This window comes from Kitasatospora sp. HUAS MG31 (genome assembly GCF_040571325.1).
In the GTDB taxonomy this organism is placed as follows: Bacteria; Actinomycetota; Actinomycetes; order Streptomycetales; family Streptomycetaceae; genus Kitasatospora; species Kitasatospora camelliae.
Window position 1 is genome coordinate 32,097 of sequence record NZ_CP159873.1, and the last position, 16,833, is coordinate 48,929.

The 16,833-nt window shown below is 70.9% G+C and carries 17 protein-coding genes and 2 pseudogenes; 8 read left to right on the forward strand and 11 right to left on the reverse strand.

What is annotated here, in order from left to right:
- Window positions 1-74: 74 nt before the first annotated feature.
- Window positions 75-704, reverse strand: a complete 630-nt coding sequence (locus tag ABWK59_RS35640) for a hypothetical protein (RefSeq protein ID WP_354645229.1) — start codon at window positions 702-704, stop codon at window positions 75-77.
- Between the two features lie 351 nt (window positions 705-1,055).
- Between ABWK59_RS35640 and ABWK59_RS35645 the strand changes: the two genes are divergently transcribed.
- Window positions 1,056-1,910: an IS5 family transposase gene (locus ABWK59_RS35645; RefSeq protein ID WP_354645230.1), complete on the forward strand. Its 855-nt coding sequence runs from the start codon at window positions 1,056-1,058 to the stop codon at window positions 1,908-1,910.
- A complete protein-coding gene (locus ABWK59_RS35650; protein WP_354645231.1) occupies window positions 1,907-2,305 on the forward strand; it encodes a hypothetical protein in 399 nt (132 codons plus the stop codon). The genes ABWK59_RS35645 and ABWK59_RS35650 overlap by 4 nt, the downstream gene beginning before the upstream one ends.
- Before the next feature lie 74 nt (window positions 2,306-2,379).
- Here ABWK59_RS35650 and ABWK59_RS35655 read toward each other — a convergent pair whose 3' ends face one another.
- The 3 genes from ABWK59_RS35655 to ABWK59_RS35665 form a co-directional block, all read right to left on the reverse strand.
- Window positions 2,380-2,670, reverse strand: coding sequence for a hypothetical protein (locus ABWK59_RS35655; RefSeq protein WP_354645232.1), 291 nt, complete (start codon window positions 2,668-2,670; stop codon window positions 2,380-2,382).
- 206 nt (window positions 2,671-2,876) lie between these two features.
- Window positions 2,877-3,251, reverse strand: a complete 375-nt coding sequence (locus tag ABWK59_RS35660; protein WP_354645233.1) for a hypothetical protein — start codon at window positions 3,249-3,251, stop codon at window positions 2,877-2,879.
- A gap of 416 nt (window positions 3,252-3,667) precedes the next feature.
- Window positions 3,668-3,886, reverse strand: a complete 219-nt coding sequence (locus ABWK59_RS35665; protein ID WP_354645234.1) for a hypothetical protein — start codon at window positions 3,884-3,886, stop codon at window positions 3,668-3,670.
- Between the two features lie 255 nt (window positions 3,887-4,141).
- Here ABWK59_RS35665 and ABWK59_RS35670 point away from each other — a divergent pair.
- Both ABWK59_RS35670 and ABWK59_RS35680 read left to right on the forward strand, forming a co-directional pair.
- Window positions 4,142-4,938, forward strand: a protein-coding gene (locus tag ABWK59_RS35670; protein WP_354645375.1) for an IS5 family transposase whose coding sequence is annotated in 2 segments (ribosomal slippage) — window positions 4,142-4,478 and window positions 4,478-4,938 — 798 coding nt in all. Because the reading frame shifts where the segments join, the coding sequence is not laid out codon by codon here.
- A 104-nt stretch (window positions 4,939-5,042) separates the two neighbouring features.
- Window positions 5,043-6,220 (forward strand): annotated as a pseudogene (locus ABWK59_RS35680) (IS3 family transposase).
- A gap of 72 nt (window positions 6,221-6,292) precedes the next feature.
- Here ABWK59_RS35680 and ABWK59_RS35685 read toward each other — a convergent pair.
- The 3 genes from ABWK59_RS35685 to ABWK59_RS35695 form a co-directional block, all read right to left on the reverse strand.
- Complete coding sequence (locus tag ABWK59_RS35685) at window positions 6,293-7,168, reverse strand: hypothetical protein (RefSeq protein WP_354645235.1); 876 nt, start codon at window positions 7,166-7,168, stop codon at window positions 6,293-6,295.
- 219 nt (window positions 7,169-7,387) lie between these two features.
- Entirely contained in the window at window positions 7,388-7,591 is a 204-nt protein-coding gene (locus ABWK59_RS35690; protein ID WP_354645236.1) for a hypothetical protein, read from the reverse strand.
- The gene (locus tag ABWK59_RS35695; RefSeq protein ID WP_354645237.1) at window positions 7,588-9,000 is read right to left on the reverse strand and encodes a replication-relaxation family protein; all 1,413 of its coding nucleotides are present in this window, start codon (window positions 8,998-9,000) and stop codon (window positions 7,588-7,590) included. The genes ABWK59_RS35690 and ABWK59_RS35695 overlap by 4 nt, the downstream gene beginning before the upstream one ends.
- Window positions 9,001-9,258: 258 nt before the next feature.
- Here ABWK59_RS35695 and ABWK59_RS35700 point away from each other — a divergent pair, with 258 nt between their 5' ends.
- Both ABWK59_RS35700 and ABWK59_RS35705 read left to right on the forward strand, forming a co-directional pair.
- Window positions 9,259-10,320: an IS630 family transposase gene (locus tag ABWK59_RS35700; protein WP_354641991.1), complete on the forward strand. Its 1,062-nt coding sequence runs from the start codon at window positions 9,259-9,261 to the stop codon at window positions 10,318-10,320.
- Window positions 10,321-10,357: 37 nt separating this feature from the next.
- Window positions 10,358-10,894 (forward strand): hypothetical protein, encoded by a 537-nt coding sequence (locus ABWK59_RS35705; protein WP_354645238.1) that lies wholly within the window; start codon window positions 10,358-10,360, stop codon window positions 10,892-10,894.
- Window positions 10,895-11,431: 537 nt separating this feature from the next.
- Here the strand turns inward: ABWK59_RS35705 and ABWK59_RS35710 are convergent.
- Window positions 11,432-11,551, reverse strand: coding sequence for a DUF6603 domain-containing protein (locus tag ABWK59_RS35710; RefSeq protein WP_354645239.1), 120 nt, complete (start codon window positions 11,549-11,551; stop codon window positions 11,432-11,434).
- Between the two features lie 481 nt (window positions 11,552-12,032).
- On the opposite strand from ABWK59_RS35710, the gene ABWK59_RS35715 reads away from it, so the two are divergent.
- A complete protein-coding gene (locus ABWK59_RS35715) occupies window positions 12,033-14,393 on the forward strand; it encodes an arylsulfatase (RefSeq protein ID WP_354645240.1) in 2,361 nt (786 codons plus the stop codon).
- Between the two features lie 30 nt (window positions 14,394-14,423).
- On the opposite strand, the gene ABWK59_RS35720 is transcribed toward ABWK59_RS35715, so the two are convergent.
- From ABWK59_RS35720 to ABWK59_RS35730, 3 genes and pseudogenes are all read right to left on the reverse strand, one after another.
- Window positions 14,424-14,765: a hypothetical protein gene (locus ABWK59_RS35720; protein WP_354645241.1), complete on the reverse strand. Its 342-nt coding sequence runs from the start codon at window positions 14,763-14,765 to the stop codon at window positions 14,424-14,426.
- 262 nt (window positions 14,766-15,027) lie between these two features.
- Window positions 15,028-15,525: a hypothetical protein gene (locus ABWK59_RS35725; RefSeq protein WP_354645386.1), complete on the reverse strand. Its 498-nt coding sequence runs from the start codon at window positions 15,523-15,525 to the stop codon at window positions 15,028-15,030.
- Window positions 15,526-15,796: 271 nt separating this feature from the next.
- A pseudogene (locus ABWK59_RS35730) lies at window positions 15,797-16,573 on the reverse strand (hypothetical protein); the annotation flags it as partial.
- On the opposite strand from ABWK59_RS35730, the gene ABWK59_RS35735 reads away from it, so the two are divergent.
- Window positions 16,563-16,688: a hypothetical protein gene (locus tag ABWK59_RS35735; RefSeq protein ID WP_354645387.1), complete on the forward strand. Its 126-nt coding sequence runs from the start codon at window positions 16,563-16,565 to the stop codon at window positions 16,686-16,688. The pseudogene ABWK59_RS35730 and the gene ABWK59_RS35735 sit on opposite strands and share 11 nt — an antisense overlap.
- Window positions 16,689-16,833: the final 145 nt, after the last annotated feature.

Here is a 16,833-nt window from a genome sequence, read left to right on the forward strand (position 1 = left end):
TTTCGGTGGCCCGCCACCGCAGGCCCGGTCCGGCAGCCCGCTCCTTTCAACGGCGGATGAGCGTCGGCCGGTCCTCACCTGTGTGCTCGGCTGGTGTGGTGTCGGGCCGTTCGTCGCGACGTCAGACGGGCGACCGTCTGGCGGGCGGCCTCGCGGTGGTCCGGGCGGGGCGTCGGCACGCGAGGTCCGGCCAGGTCGGGGCCGGTGAGCGATTTGGCTTGGACCGCGGTCCAGTCGGCGCGGCGGACCACGGCGGTGTGTCCTTCCACGTGGGCCTTGGGGTCCTTCCAGTCGTCGGATGGTGCCATCAGGACACGAAGGTCCTGGTCGTTCAGCCACTCCAGTCCAAGGACCTGGCGGCCGAGGTCGTGCTCGATGAGCGACAGGACGGTGCCCGTCTCCAGGTGGACGAGCAGGAGCTCGCCCTCGAAGTGGTAGCCGCCGTCGTACTCGCCTGTGCCCACGGCGAGCAGGGGACGGGTCGGGTGGAAGGCCATCGCGTGCACGGGGTGCTGCGAGCCCAGGAGCCAGCGACGGCGCGCCAGGTCGGTGACGTGGAAGACACCGACCGTCTTCGCCTCGTCGTACTCGTGCGCACCGGCCACGGCCAGCAGGCCTCGTCGCTTGTCCACGACGGCCAGGAGGGGATCGCCGATCTCGGCGAAGGGGTCGTCGCCGTCGGGGGCGGGGGGAGGCTGGGTCATGCCGAGGATCTTGGCAAGGATCCGGCGACGTGGGTAGCCGGGCTCTCGTCGACCACCTCCGGTGGCCTGCGTTGAACTTCCCGACCCAACCGCCGGGTTGGCTGAAGCCATGTGACGGAGCGCGTCGGTTCGCCGGTGGTCGGGCGTTGGCCGTCGGCCGCCTCACTGCCCGCGCAGCGCCCAGGTGCGGGCCGCATCCGCCACCCGGCGCAGGACGGTGTCCGCCGCGGCGGCCGTCGCTGGACTCTCAGAGGACGTTAAGTCCGTTTCTGGATGATTTGGTGTCGCCCGTTCGTGGGTACGGAGGCGTTTGGGCCGACCCTCATGTCGTGTGCATGATGGGGTCGGAGCATGGAACGGATGCCGTACTCAACGGACTTGTCCGACGCGCAGTGGGCCTTGATCGAGCCGCTGGTCACCGCCTGGAAGCAGGAGCGGGTGTCGCGCTCGGCGACCGGGGACCCGGGCTCCTGCGACTTGCGCGAGGTCGTGAACGCGCTGCTGTATCAGAACCGGACGGGGTGTCAGTGGCGGCTCCTGCCACATGATTTACCGGCCTGGTCGGCGGTGTTCTACTACTTCACTCTGTGGCGCCAGGACGGTCTTGACCAGCGGATTCAGGAGATCCTGCGCTGCCAGGTGCGGGAGCGGCCCCGGCGATTAGAGGACCCGTCCCTGGTGATCATCGACACCCAGTCCGTCCGCGTGGCGGCGGGGGTGCCGAAGGAGACGACGGGACTGGACGCGAGCAAGAAGACGCCCGGCAGGAAGCGGGGACTGGTCGTCGACGTGCTGGGCCTGGTCATCGGCGTGGTGATCCTCGCCGCCAGCGCGCACGACAACGAGGCCGGCATCGCGCTGCTGGACCAGGCGGCCGAACGGTGCGGGATGCGCCTGGAGAAGGCCCTGGTCGACCAAGGCTTCAAGGACGCCGTGATCATCCACGGGGCGGTCAAGGACATCACCGTCGAGGTGGTCCGCCGCAACCCCGACGACCAGGGCAGGGGCTTCGTTCCGCAACCGAAGCGGTGGGTGGTCGAACAGGTCAACGGCACCCTCATGCTCCACCGGCGTCTCGCCCGGGACTACGACCATCGGCCCGACAACGCCGCCTCCCGCGTCTACTGGGCCTCCACCGCCGGCATGCTCCGCCGTCTCACCACCCCCAGCCCCGCCTGGCGCGACGACGTCGGGCTGGCTGCGTGAACGTCACCGAACTCCTGCGGCTGCTGCAGGCCGAACACGACGAGACCGCCGCACGAGCCGACGGCCTGCGCGCTCAGATCGAGCGGCTCACCACCGGACTCGTCGAAACCGAGGCCCGCCTGGCCGAGCTCACCGCGACCCGCAAGGTCATCGACGGCCTCACCCGATCCGACCACGAGCCGGCCCCCGCGGAGACCGCCACGGTCTACCAGCGCATCGTGGCCACCTTCAACGAACATCCCGGGCGGGTCTTCCGGGTTCGCGACCTGTACGAACTCCTCGAGCTGCCCACCGACGAGCCATCGATCAACGTCACCCGCTCCCGCCTGGGACGACTCGTTCGTCAGGGACTCCTCGACCAACCTGGACGCGGCCGCTATCAAAAACGGACTTAACGTCCTCTCAGGACGTGTCTTGACGGCCACGGGACTCGCCTCCCGAGCCGGTTGGCGTTCGGAAGTCGATCCAGCTAGAAGAGTCTGGCTCGCTGATCGGGGGCAACATCGGCGGCGATGGGTTCTCCGGTCGCGGTCAGCCCGGTCTTGCCTTGGGCAACGCACATCATCACGTACCCGGTACGCAGCACGCCAAGAGTGAAGCCCACGCTCAGGTAGGTGAAGAAGAAAGACCCCGACATCGCCCGAGGAAGAGCAAGGGCGGAAAGCAGGATGAAGAGGGTGAAATTGACTATGAGCAACGGCCACCCCGAGTCCGTCTTGGCACGGTTGAACCGCTGCCACGTGGTACGCGGCGCACTCACGGGATGTGGACTGAATCGCTGCTTGAACGGGGGCCGAGAAGATCGCATAGCGGCCAATGAGACCGCCTTGGATGCCTCGTCCGCAACATGAATCCGCGCAGGGGGTGGAGCGGTTCTACGGTGTCCGGGCCGCCGGCACCACGCCCCTTCGGGCGGCTGCGGCGCCAACGTCGTCGCAGAACCGCCGGATCAGCGCGCAGCCGGATTCAGGCCCTGCTCCGTGCGCTCCGCCCGGCACCCGGGTGTGCCCCGGCAGCCGGCCCGGCTGGTGCCCGAAGACAGGCCCTGGCGCGCGCCAGATCGCAGACGGCACGGCGCAGGTGGCGGACGACGACGGGCAGCAGGGCGCCGCGGAAGCGGTCCGCGCAGCGCAGCTCGATGGCGGCTCGGGCGAGCAGCTCCCCGACCTCGCGCAGGTGGGGACCGCGGCTGCTGGTGCGGTACTCGGCGGCGAGGATCTCGGCGGCGTCGGCGAGCTCGCCGACACCGGGATCCTCAAGCGGATCGGCACCGAAGAACACCAGCACACCCGCCAGTTCCACCAACAGCACATCCCGCCGCTCCACCCACCACACACCCATCAGGGGAACATCCCTTCTCACTGCATGTCACGGTAAGTCAGGAATGTGCGCCTCCACTTCACCGGGCCGACCAACCCCGTCCCGCCCCCGGGACCCCGGGCGCAGCAGGCGGGGGCCGGGAAGGCGACAGATGGCGTTCCAGCCGGGCTGTATTAACGGCACCGGCGGCTGCACCACCAGCGGACTCGGGGCCTTCTTCGCGGGCACCCTTCCAGCCTCGCGCGTCGCCACCGACGTTGGCGGGACCAGCCGGCATCCGGCCGAGCGGCCCCGACGCGACTTGGGCGGGGTGGTGTCGGCCAGAGTCAGGACGACGGCGGCCACACCTCGTGGAAGACCACCGTGCGGCGCACCCCCGCATCCAACATCACCTGTGTCCGGTGCTGCCCGTTCACGAAGCCGCCGCCCTCCGAGGGCTAGATCGCGAACGGGAGGAAGAACACGGAGTGCAGCGCCGCCCGCTGCCACCGGTCCGCGCCGGCCTCCTTGGCGTAATCGTCGACGAACCCGGCCATGTCCTCGGCCGAGACGCCCGCCGCCTCCCCAGCGGCGAGTGCCTCGATCGCCAGCCGGTTGACCTGGTGCCAGTCGCCGCCGTGATACCAGCAGCAGTCACGGCTGCCACGCTGAGGCACGGCCTGCCGCCACCACCGCCGCCGTCACCACGGAGTGCCGGCCGGCATGCACACGGGGGCACGGAACGGGTTCGGCCGTGAGAGCCGGGCGACGGCCATCACCTCGAACCGAGCCTCGGGCTCCGGCAACGGCTCAGGCGGAACGTAGCCGGAGCCCCGGTCCGTCGCGACCGGCCCGCCGACCAGGTCCTCCACCTGGGCCGGGGTGAGGGTTAGAAGTCATCTCATTTGGGCTTGTAGGCTGCTTGCGTGACGATCGTGGAGCGCCTGGTGCCGGACGAGTTGTGGGAGTTGTTCCAGCGGGTGGTGCCGCCGGCGCCGACCCGGCCGCAGGGCGGCGGGCGGCGACGCCATGGGGACCGGGAGGTGCTGGCTGCGATTGTGTTCGTGGCGACGTCGGGGTGCACGTGGGCCCAGCTGCCGCCGTGTTTCGGCCCGTCCGGGCCGACCGCGCACCGTCGGTTCGCCGAGTGGACCGCCGCGCGGGTGTGGGCGAAGCTCTACCGCCTGGTCCTGGACGAACTCGGTGCCCGGGGCGAGCTGGACCGGTCCCGATGCGCGGTCGACTCGGTGAACATGCGGGCCACGAAAAGGGGGACCTGACGGGTCCGAATCCTGTCGATCGGGGCAAGTTCGGGTCGAAGATCCACTTGCTTACCGAACGCACCGGTCTGCCCCTGTCGCTCGCGATCTCCGGCGCGAACCTGCACGACAGCCAGGCACTGATCCCGCTCGTCGAGGCGATCCCACCGATCCGCTCCCGCCGCGGCCCCCGACGCCGCCGGCCCGGCAAACTCCACGGCGACAAAGCCTACGACCACCGCTTCATCCGCTCCTACCTGCGGAGACGGCAGATCGTGCCCCGCATCGCCCGCCGCGGCATCGAGTCCTCGACCCGCCTCGGCCGGCACCGCTGGGTCATCGAGCGGACCGTGGCCTGGCTTGGCGGCTTCCGTCGGCTCCACCGCCGGTACGAACGCAAGGGCGCCCACTTCGCTGCCTTCGCCACCATCGCCGCCGCTTTGATTTGCCACCGCAGAATCACCAAATGAGATGACTTCTAAGTACACCGCCCGCCACCGCAGGTTCTGGGCTTGATCCGCTGTGACGGACACCCCTGATCAGGGGCTTCGGCCCCGGAGGGATGATGTCCATCATGGAGAGCGTGGGAAAGAAGAAGCCGCGTCCCAGGCGCTCGTTCACGCCGGAGTTCAAGGCGGAGATCGTTGACCTGTGCCGACGGGGTGACCGGTCGGTGGGTCAGGTCGCGAAGGACTTCGATCTGACCGAGACCGCGGTGCGGGACTGGGTGAAGCAGGCCGAGGTCGACGCCGGCCAGCGGGACGGTCTGACCAGCGACGAGCGCGAGGAGTTGGCCCGGCTGCGGCGGGAGAACCGCCGCCTGCGCGAAGACGTCGAGGTTCTCAAGCGGGCCACGGCTTTCTTCGCGACGGAGACCCGGTGACGGTGCACCCGTTCATCGAGGCGGAGAAGCAGGCAGGTCACAGCGTCAAGCGGGCGTGTGAACTGCTCAGGGTCTCCCGAGCCGCCTTCTACGCCCGTCGCAACGACGAGCCCGGCCCCCGCGCCGTCCGCGACGCCGAGCTGACCGTGAGGATCATCGAGATCCACGCGGACTCGCGGGGAAGCTACGGAGCCCCACGTGTCCACGCCGCCCTCCGGCGGGGCGGCGACCGGTGCGGCCGTCGCCGGATCGCCCGGCTGATGCGTGAGGCAGGGCTGCAGGGCCGTCACCGTCGTCGGCGCCAGCGCACCACGATCCCGGACCCGAACGCCGCCACCCGCCCGGACCTTGTCCTGCGCGACTTCGAGCCCGATCCGGACGCCCTGGATGCGCGCTGGTGCGGTGACATCACCTACATCCCAACGGACGAGGGCTGGCTCTACCTGGCGACCGTCATCGACATCGCCTCCCGCCGTGTCGTCGGCTGGGCAACCGCGGACCACCTACGGACCGAGCTGGTCGCCGATGCCCTGCGGGCCGCCTACCGAACCCGCCGTCCCGCCGGTCCGGTGATCTTTCACTCGGATCGTGGCTGCCAATACACCAGTCGTGAATTCGCTGATCTGGCAACGGAGTTCGGTGTCCGTCTGTCTGTCGGCAGCACCGGGCAGTGCTGGGACAACGCGCTCGCCGAGTCGTTCTTCGCCACTTTGAAGCGCGAGCTGATCGGCGAACGGCCGTGGCCCAGCCGGGTGGCTGCCCGATCGGCGATCTTCGAGTGGATCGAGGGCTGGTACAACATACGCAGGCTGCACAGCACCCTCGGCTACCGCAGTCCCGCCGACTACGAGACCGCCCTCGCAGCCTGACCAACACACCACCGGTGTCCGTCAAAGCGGAGCAAGCTCACTCCGAGCCAGGTCAGGACCGGCCCGACCGAGTCAGCGGGAATCCGTTGCGTCGTCCTCGGACGGGCCGGGGGCTGCCGTGCTGTCAGCGGCCTGGCCGGCGGCTCGTTCCGCGCGGAGTTCTTCGGCGACCTCGTAGGCCCGGCCCGGGTCGTAGACGGTGACCGAAGTGCCAGGGCTGTACATCGCGGCGGCCCGGGGCGTGTACCCGTAGGTTTCGACGCCGCGCCGGGCGGCTATGCGGTCGACCTCGTCGACGGATACCCCCCACCGCTCGGCGGTGTGGGACGGGGTCCACCACTCGTCCGGACACAGGAAGTCGCGCTTGACTTCCCTCTGATGCTCCACCGCCACGTGGACCCGGCCGAGTTGCTCGGTCAACCAGCTGGTCAGCGCCTGTGCGTCGACCCGAGAGAGCGGTGCGGACGTCGCCGGTTCGCACTCCACCGTCTGGCTGCGGGTATGCAGCACCACCTTGATCGACTGTCGCTGCCCCAGACTGAGTCGCTCGATGACGACGACTCGCTGCAGATCGGCCATCGCCATGGTCGATGAACGCAGAAAGCGGGCGATCACGACCTGGGCCGGAGATCCCAGGGGGCGGAGCTCGACCCACCGCACCGTCATGGTGGCCGTGACGTACATCGTGGCCACGGTGAGCACGATCACTGCGACGACCGTGAGCGCCAGTAGGACCCAGAAACCGCCCCAGACGAGTGAGCTCCCCGTGATCACGGCGACCACCAGAGCGGGCAGCAGAAGTGGGGCTGCGACCACCGGCGGGACCATGACGCTCGCGCCGAGCGTGCCGGCCAGCTCGCGGGCCCGGCTGGGCACGAACAGCAGCCGCCATCCCGCTGTCACGGGTGCCACAACTTCCGCCAGCGGGCCGGGCTGCTGAGTTGCCATGTCTCAAAGGTAGGACCTTGCAGAGGAGTTCGTAAGGCCACAGCGAGCCGTACCTTCTCGAGGACGGGAACCGTAGGCGACAGCGCGTCAGTCGGCCACGTAGCGCCGGCCTGGCCCGGGGGGATCTGCCCTTGGCCTGCGGCGGTCAACGTTCGATGAGACAACAGCCGAGTGGTCAAGGTTCGGTGAGACTGACCAACCTTCGGTGAGACGGGACACTCACGCGGCGCGGTTCTTCACCGGGTAGAGCTCAGCGTGCCGAAGCCGATCCTTCCACCAGGGGTCGGCGGGGGCCGAGATGCGGGCGGCCATCAGCTCCCGCCTGGTCGGGGCGGGCAGCACCAGCGGCCCCAGCTCCTTCTCCTCCCGGTCGCTGGCGCATTGCGGGCACTCCAGCCGGTCGGGGCCGGCCTTCTCCTTCAACTCCAGGAACGAGCCCGCCTTCCCGCCGATCGAGCCCCGGCACGTCCAGCACGGGCGCAGCGGGCGTTGGCCGCGCGGGCCGCCTCCAGCCGCGCCTGGGCCTCGGCCTCCCGCTCCTCCTCGCGGCGATCCTGGTCCTTCTCGTGGCAGGACCAGCAGCGGCCACCCGGACGGCGAGTCCAGGTCTGTCGCCCCTTGGAGCCGTACTCCTCGGTGCTCTGGTGTCGGGGCACGTTCCCGCAGTCGGCGCAGGCCAGGGTCTTCATCAGCTCCTGGTGCTCCTGGCGGGCCTTCTTCTCCCGGGCGTCCTGGCGCGCGTCGTAGGCCGCGCGGGTGTCCGGGCTCTCCAGCGCCTCCAGCAGGGAGTAGCGGGCTTCGTCGCGGCCGTAGCGCCACCACACCGGCCCGAGCGGGCCGTGCTCGGCCAGCAGCTCCAAGGTGGTGGTGATGACCGGCACCGCGTCGTCGTACTCGCGCCAGCCGTCCCCGTTCGCGTTGTGGGTGCGGATGGTCCACCAGCTGCCGCCCCAGGCGTCGCGCGCCAGGTCGGCCACCGTCTGCTGCCGGTTGGCCAGGGCGAGGGGCCCGGCGTCGGTGACGACCAGGGCGACGGGCGGGTACCCGGGCCGGGTGTGGCCGGGCCAGGTCCGGCGCCACCAGTGGACCATCCGGTCCGCTGGTTCCTCGTCCGCCAGCGCCGGGTCGGTGCTCTTCACCTTCGTGCGGAACAGCTCGCGGTAGGCGGTGAACTTCGCGGCGACCCGCTCCGGCGCCATGGTGGAGCGGTCGACCTCCACCATCAGCACCGGCACGCCGATCTCCGGGGCCTGCCACACCGCGTCCGGCCGCACCTTGCGCTTCCCGCCGGGCAGGGTGAACTCCACCTCGGTCGCCCAGTCCGTCACCGTGCCGACCCCGCCCGGGGCACCCGGCACGGTGCCGCCCCGCACGAAGGCCAGCACGGTCTCGTTGACGGCCATCGCGTGCTGCGCGCCGGAGCGCCCGGCGCCCCGGGCCGCCCCGCCCATGTCGGAGCGGGGCAGGCCGAGCACTTGCCCGGCCGCCTCCAGCCCGGCCGTGCCCTCCAGCCGCCACGTCTTGTGCCCCGTCCTGGTGTTGCCGTCCGAGGCGACCAGGCCGTGCCCGGCGAGATCGCGCAGCGCCTGCCGGATCACAGTGTTCGACGCCGCCCAAGGGCGCAGCAGGCGCTGGAGCTGGTCGGCGGTGGCGACCTTGAGGACGCCGAGCGCGCCGAGGACGTCCGCGCGCAGCCGGTTGGTGGAGCCGTTCGGCCAGGCCGTGCCGCGCCGGTAGGCGGTGCGGCCCGGCCGGGACGGCGGGGCGGGTTCGACGGCGTCGCCCTGGTCGTCGTTGTCGTCGGGTCCGGCGGGGCGTTGAGGGGTGCTCACGGGCGTCTCCCGGGGGTGGTGGTCACTGGCTGTCTCTGAGGGATAGCCCGCTCCCCTGACAGCCGTCAGCCCCGTTTCCTCCCCACCCACCACCAGGCCCTCCCGGGGCCGCGCGCCGCCGCCGATCCGCCCCATCCGCGAGCGGCCGGCACCAGCCGGACGCGAGAGACAAGAAAGCTCCCGGCAGGGCCAACCCGAACCGACCAACCGACAACTATTGATCCGAAACGGTAGGGGTTCCGGCTCGTTGAACACCGCGTGAGTGAACTGGTGCGAGATGCGCGGCACTTGTCGCCGTCGGCGCAGGAAGCGTTGCGGCTGCGGGCGGTGGCCGCGCTGGTGGAGGGCCGGGATCGCGAGGACGTCGCGGCGGTGTTCAAGGTCTCGTTGAAGGCGGTGGACGGCTGGTGGGCGAGGTGGCTGGCCGGCGGGCGCGAGGCGCTGATCGGGCGCCCGCGCGGCCGGCGGGTCGGGGAGCATCAGGTGCTGTCCGAGGCCGAGCAGGCCGCGGTGCGGCAGGCCGTGCTCGACCACCAGCCGTGTGACCTGGGGCTTGTCGGTCAGCTGTGGACGCGTTCCCAGGTGGGTGCGCTGATCGCGAAGCTGTACCGGGTCCGGCTGACCGAGCCAGGGGTGGGCAAGTACCTGCGCCGCTGGGGGCTGTCGTTCCAGCGTCCGGACAAGCGGGCTGTCGAGCAGGATCCCGAGGCGGTGCGCGGCTGGCTGGAGGAGACCTGGCCGGCGATCCGCGCGAAGGCGAGGGCCGAGGGCGCCGAGGTGCTGTTCGCCGACCAGGTCGGCATCCGCTCTGACCAGGTCACCGGCCGGACCTGGGGTGAGAAGGGCCGGACCCCGATCGTGCGCCGGACCGGGAACCGGTTCTCGGTCAACGCCATGTCCGCGATCAGCACCAAGGGCCGCATGCACTTCATGGTCTTCACCGGCACCTTCGACGCGCAGGTCATGTGCCGCTTCCTCAGCCGGCTCGCCGGCCACTTCGACCGCAAGATTCACCTCGTCGTGGACCGGCACTCGGCTCACCGCAGCAAAAAGGTCCGCGCCTGGCTGGCCGACCACGCCGACCAGGTCGAGCTGCACTTCCTGCCGTCCTACTCGCCCGAGCTGAACCCCGACGAACTGGTCAACGCCGACCTCAAGCGCAGCCTGCCCATGAGCCACCGGGCCCGCAACCAGGCCGAACTGGCAGCCGAAGCCCGGCGCTTCTTCCATCGACGCCAGCGCCAACCTCACATCGTCCGCGGCTACTTCCATGGTCCACAGGTCCGCTACACCCTCGACGAGAACCAATTGAGTTTCTGATCAATACGGGCGCGGCCACCTGCTCGACCTCGGCCGGGTGCACACCGCGTTCGTCGCCGACGCCCGCGCCCGCGGCGAGGGCTGCGGACCGCTCGACTTGGTCCCCGCCCCCGAGCACCCCGCCGGCCCGGCCGGGGAGGTGTACCGGCCCGCCGCCGAGCTCGCCTACACCGCGACCACCACCGGCGGCCGACGGCGGCTGCGGGCCTTCGTCGAGCTCCACCGCCCCGGCAGGGGCACCGAGCACACCGCGGAGCAGCTGGCGGCCTGCGCCGCGCTGTGGGAGCAGGCGGGCCCCGGCGGTTCGGGCCGGGCGTGGGAGCGGCGGTGGAGGGCGTTCCCGAGCGTGCTGGTGGTCCTGGTCGGCACCGCGGACGCCGCCGTCGATGCGGCGGTGGAGGAGCTGCGCCTGGCCGTCGAGGAGCGGCCGGCCGTCGCCGAGCTGCTGGCCGCCGTCCCCACCGGCGCGGCCCGCCTCGAGGACCTGGTCCAGCGCGGCCCCGCCGCCGCGGTGTGGCACCCGCTCGGCGCCGAAGGCCGGCGCCCGTGCGGCTGGACACAGCTGCGGCCCTGACCGGCGCCCGTACCTTGATACCCCGTCCAGGAACGCCCGGGCGGGGCATCAAGGTATCCGGAGACGCCGCCACCAATGCTTTGACCTGAGGCTTTTACCTGGCTTCCAAGGTTTTCGGGGCCAGCGGCGGGGGCGGTCTCCAAGGTATCGAGGACGCCTTCCAAGGTGGCCATCAAGGTGTACGCCGGGGCGGTGGGGTGACCATCAAGGTGTGCACCGGGGGGTGAGGTGACCATCAAGGAATCCGACCGAGGCCGGGGCAGGCATCAAGGCTGGTGACCGGGCGACCATCCGAAGGAACGGGCCGTGGCGGCCCGTCCCATTTCCCGGGTGCCAGGCCGGCATCACTGGGCATCGACCGAGCGGTTGGGCGCCCAAGTGCGCCATGGAGGGCATAAGACCTTGTCCAACGTGGTGAGTCGGGCCAGCCGCTTGCGGCAGGTGATGACGATGGAGAGGACACGGGGGGGGCAACGTGCAAGCGCTGTGCCGGCCGTGCCACAAGGCCAAGACGCGCGAAAACTTCGGGGCTTCGGTCTAAAGCGAGTTCCCCGTCCACGCGTAGAAGGCGAATCCGCCCGTGAGCACACAACTCGGATCAATTACATAGGAGTCGACGAGCTGCGCCGCGGCCGAAAATTCGCGGGACTTGTGCACACCGGGAGCCTTGCCGGAATGGCAGTCCCGCCGCTGACGACAAGCACGGGCTGACCGTCCCGGTACTCGATCGCCAGCGTGCCCTACGAAGCAGCCCCGGGCCGGTGAGAACGGGAGCTGCCCCCGTTCTCACCGGCCTCTGACCTGCGTAGCGCTCACCGGATCTTCTGTCCGGAGCGGCCTGCGAGATGGTGCTCTCATGATCCTGCGGGTCGCCGGTGGACCCGGGTGGGGCCGGGTGGCCCATTCCGGATCGTGGCGGTGATCGTCGCGGCCTAGCGTGGATCAGGTGCCGTCCGTCAGCGAGGCGGGTGACAAGAGCCGGTGCCGCTGTGCCGCATACCACGGACCTCTCGTGATTCGGAGCATAGGCCGCCGGCGCCAGCGGGTGTACTCGCGGTCATGTCGTGGTGCCGCACCGCTCAGAGACATCGAGTGCCGGCCGGAACGAAATCGCGCGCCGGTGGAACGGAGGCCATGTATGTCGCAGCCATCCTGGAGTGAGTACAAGCCGGGGCAGTCCTTCCCGGGAGTGATCGGGCGGACGACCGATGAGTCGAGTCCGGCGTGGCCACAGCCCGTGCGGGCGGTGCCGGGCTCGCCGAACGTGCTGATGATCGTGCTCGACGACACCGGGTACGGGCAGTTCGGCTGCTACGGCAGCCCGATCGAGACGCCGAACCTGGACGCGCTGGCGGCGGGCGGGCTGCTGTACAGCAACATGCACACCACGGCGCTCTGCTCCCCGTCGCGATCCTGCGTCGTGACCGGCCGCAACCACCACGCCAACGGCATGGCGGCAATCACCGAGCTCGCCACCGGATACCCCGGCTACAACGGCCAGATCCCGTTCGAGAACGGCTTCCTGTCCGAGATGCTGCTCCAGCACGGCTACAACACGTACATGGTCGGCAAGTGGCACCTGGTGCCCTCCGAGCACGAATCAGCCGCAGGACCCTACGACCGATGGCCGCTGGGCCGGGGCTTCGAACGGTTCTACGGCTTCCTGGGCGGAGACACCAGCCAGTGGTACCCGGACCTGGTGTACGACAACCACCAGGTGGAGCAGCCGGCGACACCGGAGGAGGGCTACCACCTGACCGAGGACCTGGCCGAGCGGGCGATGTCGTTCATCGCGGATGCCAAGCAGGTCGCCCCGGACAAGCCGTTCTACCTGCACTTCTGCCCCGGCGCGACGCACGCCCCGCACCATGTGCCGAAAGAGTGGGCCGACCGCTATCGGGGCCGGTTCGACGACGGCTGGGACGCCTACCGGGAGCGCACTTTCGCCCGGCAGAAGCAGCTCGGTATCGTGCCGCCGGACGCCCAGATCTCCCCGCACGACCCGGACGTGCCCGCCTGGGAGTCCCTGTCGCCGGACGCGCGCCGCCTCGCGGCACGGATGATGGAGGTCTTCGCCGGGTTTCTCTCCCACACCGACCACCACATCGGACGGCTGATCGACTTCCTCAAGGAGACCGGCGAGCTCGACAACACGCTGATCATGGTGGTCTCCGACAACGGGGCCAGCGCCGAGGGCGGAGCCAGCGGCACCACCAACGAGCTGCAGTTCTTCAACAACGCTCCCGAGTCGTTGGAGGAGAGCCTGGCGCGGATCGACGAGCTCGGCGGCCCGGAGACGTTCAACCACTACCCGTGGGGCTGGACCTGGGCGGGCAACACACCGTTCCGCCGGTGGAAGCGGGAGACCTACCGCGGCGGCGTCAGCGACCCGTTCCTGGTCCACTGGCCCCGCGGCATCCAGGCCCGGGGCGAGATCCGCGACCAGTTCGCGCACATCATCGACATGGTGCCCACCGTGCTCGACGTGCTGGGCATCGAGCCGCCCGCGACCATCCGCGGGGTCACCCAGTCGCCCCTGCACGGGGTCAGCTTCGCGCACACCTTCGACGACCCCGCGGCGCCGACCCGCCACCGCACTCAGTACTACGAGATGTTCGGCCACCGCGCGATCGACCACGACGGCTGGCGCGCGGTCTGTCCCTGGCCCGGCCCCAACTTCACCGAGGCCGAGCACGCGTTCGGCGACCCGATCACCATGGCGGACCTGGACGACCTCGACGCCCACCACTGGGAGCTCTACCACGTCGCCGAGGACGTCGCCGAGACCCGCAACCTCGCCGAGGAGCACCGCAGCAAACTGATCGAGATGATCGCCCTGTGGTACGTCGAGGCAGGCAAGTACAACGTGCTGCCCATCGACGGCAGCGTCCTGCAGCGGCTGATGCTCGAACGCCCGCAGATCACCGAAGACCGCACCAGCTACACCTTCCGCACCGGCACCCAGGTCCTGCCCGCCGCCGTCGCCCCCCGGGTCCTCAACCGCCCGCACAGCGTCACCGCCGACGTCGAGATCCCGTCCGGCGGCGCCGAGGGCGTCCTGCTCTGCCAGGGCACCAACGCCGGAGGCTGGACCTTCTACGTCAAGGACAACCACCTGCACTACGCCCACAACTACGTCCACCGCACCCTGCACCACGTGGCCTCCGCCGAGCCTCTGCCCGCGGGACGGCACGCTCTGCGCTTCGAGTTCGAGCCCACCGGCGCGCCGGATATCGCGGCCGGTAAGGGCTCACCCGGCCTGGCCCAGCTGTACATCGACGGCCGCCTGGTCGGCGAGATCGACATGCCGTTCACCACGCCAGTCGCCTTCAACCCGGGCGGCATGTGCTGTGGCGCGAACCCGGGCTCGGCCGTCACCCCCGACTACCGGACGCCGTTCCGCTTCACCGGCACGCTGCACAGCGTCACCGTCGACATGTCCGGCGACCTGATCGTCGACGCCCCCAGCGAGATGCGCATGCACATGGCCCGCCAGTAGGGCCTCCGCCCACCCGGGGCCTGCTGCCGGTCAGCCCACGCCGTCCAGCAGCAGGCCCAGCCGGATGTCGAACCAGGCCTGCTCCTGCCGCCACGCCTGCGCGGCGCCCACCAGCAGCCGACTCAGCCCGCCGACCGTGAGCGACCGCCACCGGCAGCCGGCCAGGACCTCCACCAGTGCCTCGACGCACTCCTCCTGCGTGCCCGGCCGGTTCCGCGGACCGCGCGGGCGGGGGAACGCCTGCCCGCCGTCCATGGCGGCCACCGCCCGGCGGCAGACCAGCTCGGCAGTGAACGATCGCCACGCGAACGGCTCCAGCGCCGCACGGACCGCGACCACACGCACATCGCCCGCCGGTACCACCACCGCCATCGAGACCACCTCACCGCAAAGAACGACTGACCCCGATTGTCACACGGCACCGACACCGGCCTCTGACCTGCGCAGATCCCCGAAACTCACCGGCCACCGCCACCCGGGCCAGGCAAACTCACCGAGCCCCGGGAGCGAAACTCACGTCACGACCCCGGGCGCAGAACTCACCGGCCGGACGGCGAAACTCACCACCGCAGGTCAGCGGGGTGGCCAAACTCCCCACCGCAGGTCAGCACCCCTGCGGGTGGGGAGCAGCCGGTCAGGAACGGTGCCACCAGGAGCGGCTGCGCTTCTCCTCGGCGGCCGCGGCTTCGGCGGCGGCCTGCTCGCGCTCGGCCTCCTGGCGGGTCTGCTGGTCGGCGTCGGCCTGGCGGCAGTCGGCGCACAGCCCGTCGTCGTTCCAGGCCTTCTCCTTCTCGGCCCACCTCTCGTCCGAGAACCTCGCCCCGCAGCGGCGGCAGGCCGGGCGGCGGCGCTCGTGCTCCGCTTCCGCCTTCGCCCAACGGGCCTGCTCGGCGGCGGCGCGCTCGGCCTCGAGCAGTCGGTCGCCGTCCGGGTTGTCGAGCGCGGCGTCGAGGGTGTGCCAGCCGAGGCGGCCGAACCGGCGCCAGATCGCCGCATCGGCCCCGCAGGCCCGCAACAGCGGCAGGGTGGTGGCCACCACCGGCAGCGCGCGGTGGTGGTCGCGGGCGGTGGCGGTGTCGTAGTACGTGGGGTAGACGGGCGCGTGCCAGGTGTCCTCGGAGTCGGTCTCCACCTCCTGGAGGCGGCGCAGCAGCCTGGCGGTGGTCCGTCTGCGCCTTGTCCTTCTTCTGCTCGTCGGTGAGCGGCTTGGCGCCGGGCCGCGGGGCGCGCCTGCGGCCGGCCTCGAAGATGAGGGCGACGGGCGGCAGGCCCTCGCGGCCGGTGGCCGGGTAGACGGTGGGCCACAGCCGCAGGTCGTGCGTGCGGGTGCCCCGGCGGCGCAGCGAGGCCTCGAAAGCCGCCTTCGCCGTGCCCTTCGCCGGGAGCTCGCACCAGGTGCGGTAGGCGGTGAGCTTGTCGACCAGGGTGCCGGTGCTCTCGTTCTCGCGGTCGACCTCCACCAGGAGCAGCGGCAGGTCGGTGCCCGGGTCGCGGAGCACCAGGTCGGCGAAGAGGCTGCGGCGGCCGGGCAGCGCGTGCTCGACCTCGGTGGAGAACGCGGTCAGGTGCCCGATGCCGGCGCGGGCGAGGAGGCCGGCGGTGGCGGCGACGTCCAGGGCGTGCTCGGAGAACACCGCCGCCGATCCCTCTCGCTCCGGGCTCAGCGCCGACAGCTTGGCCCCGGCCGGGAGCAGCGCGGCGGCTTCGCGGCGGCCGGCCGCGGTCAGGCACCACAGCTTGCGCCCGTCTGGCAGCCGCAGTTCCTCCCGCACCCTCCCCGCCTCCCGGAGGTCCAGCAGTGCGTCCCGCACCGCCCGGTCGTTCGCCTGTCCCGCGCATGCGAGCATCCAGATCTCACGAGCGGTGCAGCGCTGAAACAGAGCCAGCGCCACCAAGACCCCAGCTCGCACCGACGACGTCGAACCCCTCTTCCAGCGCACATCAGCAGCGAGCAGAAGAGGGTTGTCGCCACGCCCCAGACCCCTTGCCCGGGGCCGCTGGCCTGCCGGAACGCGGGCAGCGGCGGGGCGGGGCGTGGAGGTGCGGGCGGAGGTGCCGGCGGGGGTGGCGGCGGGCCGATTGTCCCGGCCGGGCGAGGCCTCGCCCGGGCGCTCCGGCCGGTGGTGGTCGGCGGCCTGGTCGTCGTCGGGGTCGGGTGCGGCAAGCGCGGTGGCGGTCATCGAGGCGGCCTTCCGTCAGCGGGAGGCCGGGAGCGGCGCGGTGGTCGGCCCCGGCACCCGGGCGCTCGCCCGGGTGCCGCCGACATTGCACACCGACCCCTTGTCCGCGGTCTGACCGCACCCCTTGTCCCACCCCTTGCCCAGTCCCCTTGTCCTGCCCGGTTTGCCCTGGTCAAGGGCCTTGTCCTCCCGGTTTGTCCGTGACTGGAATCACGATCCGTCCCGCACAGTCGTAACCGGCCGGGGCCAGTGCGGGTTCA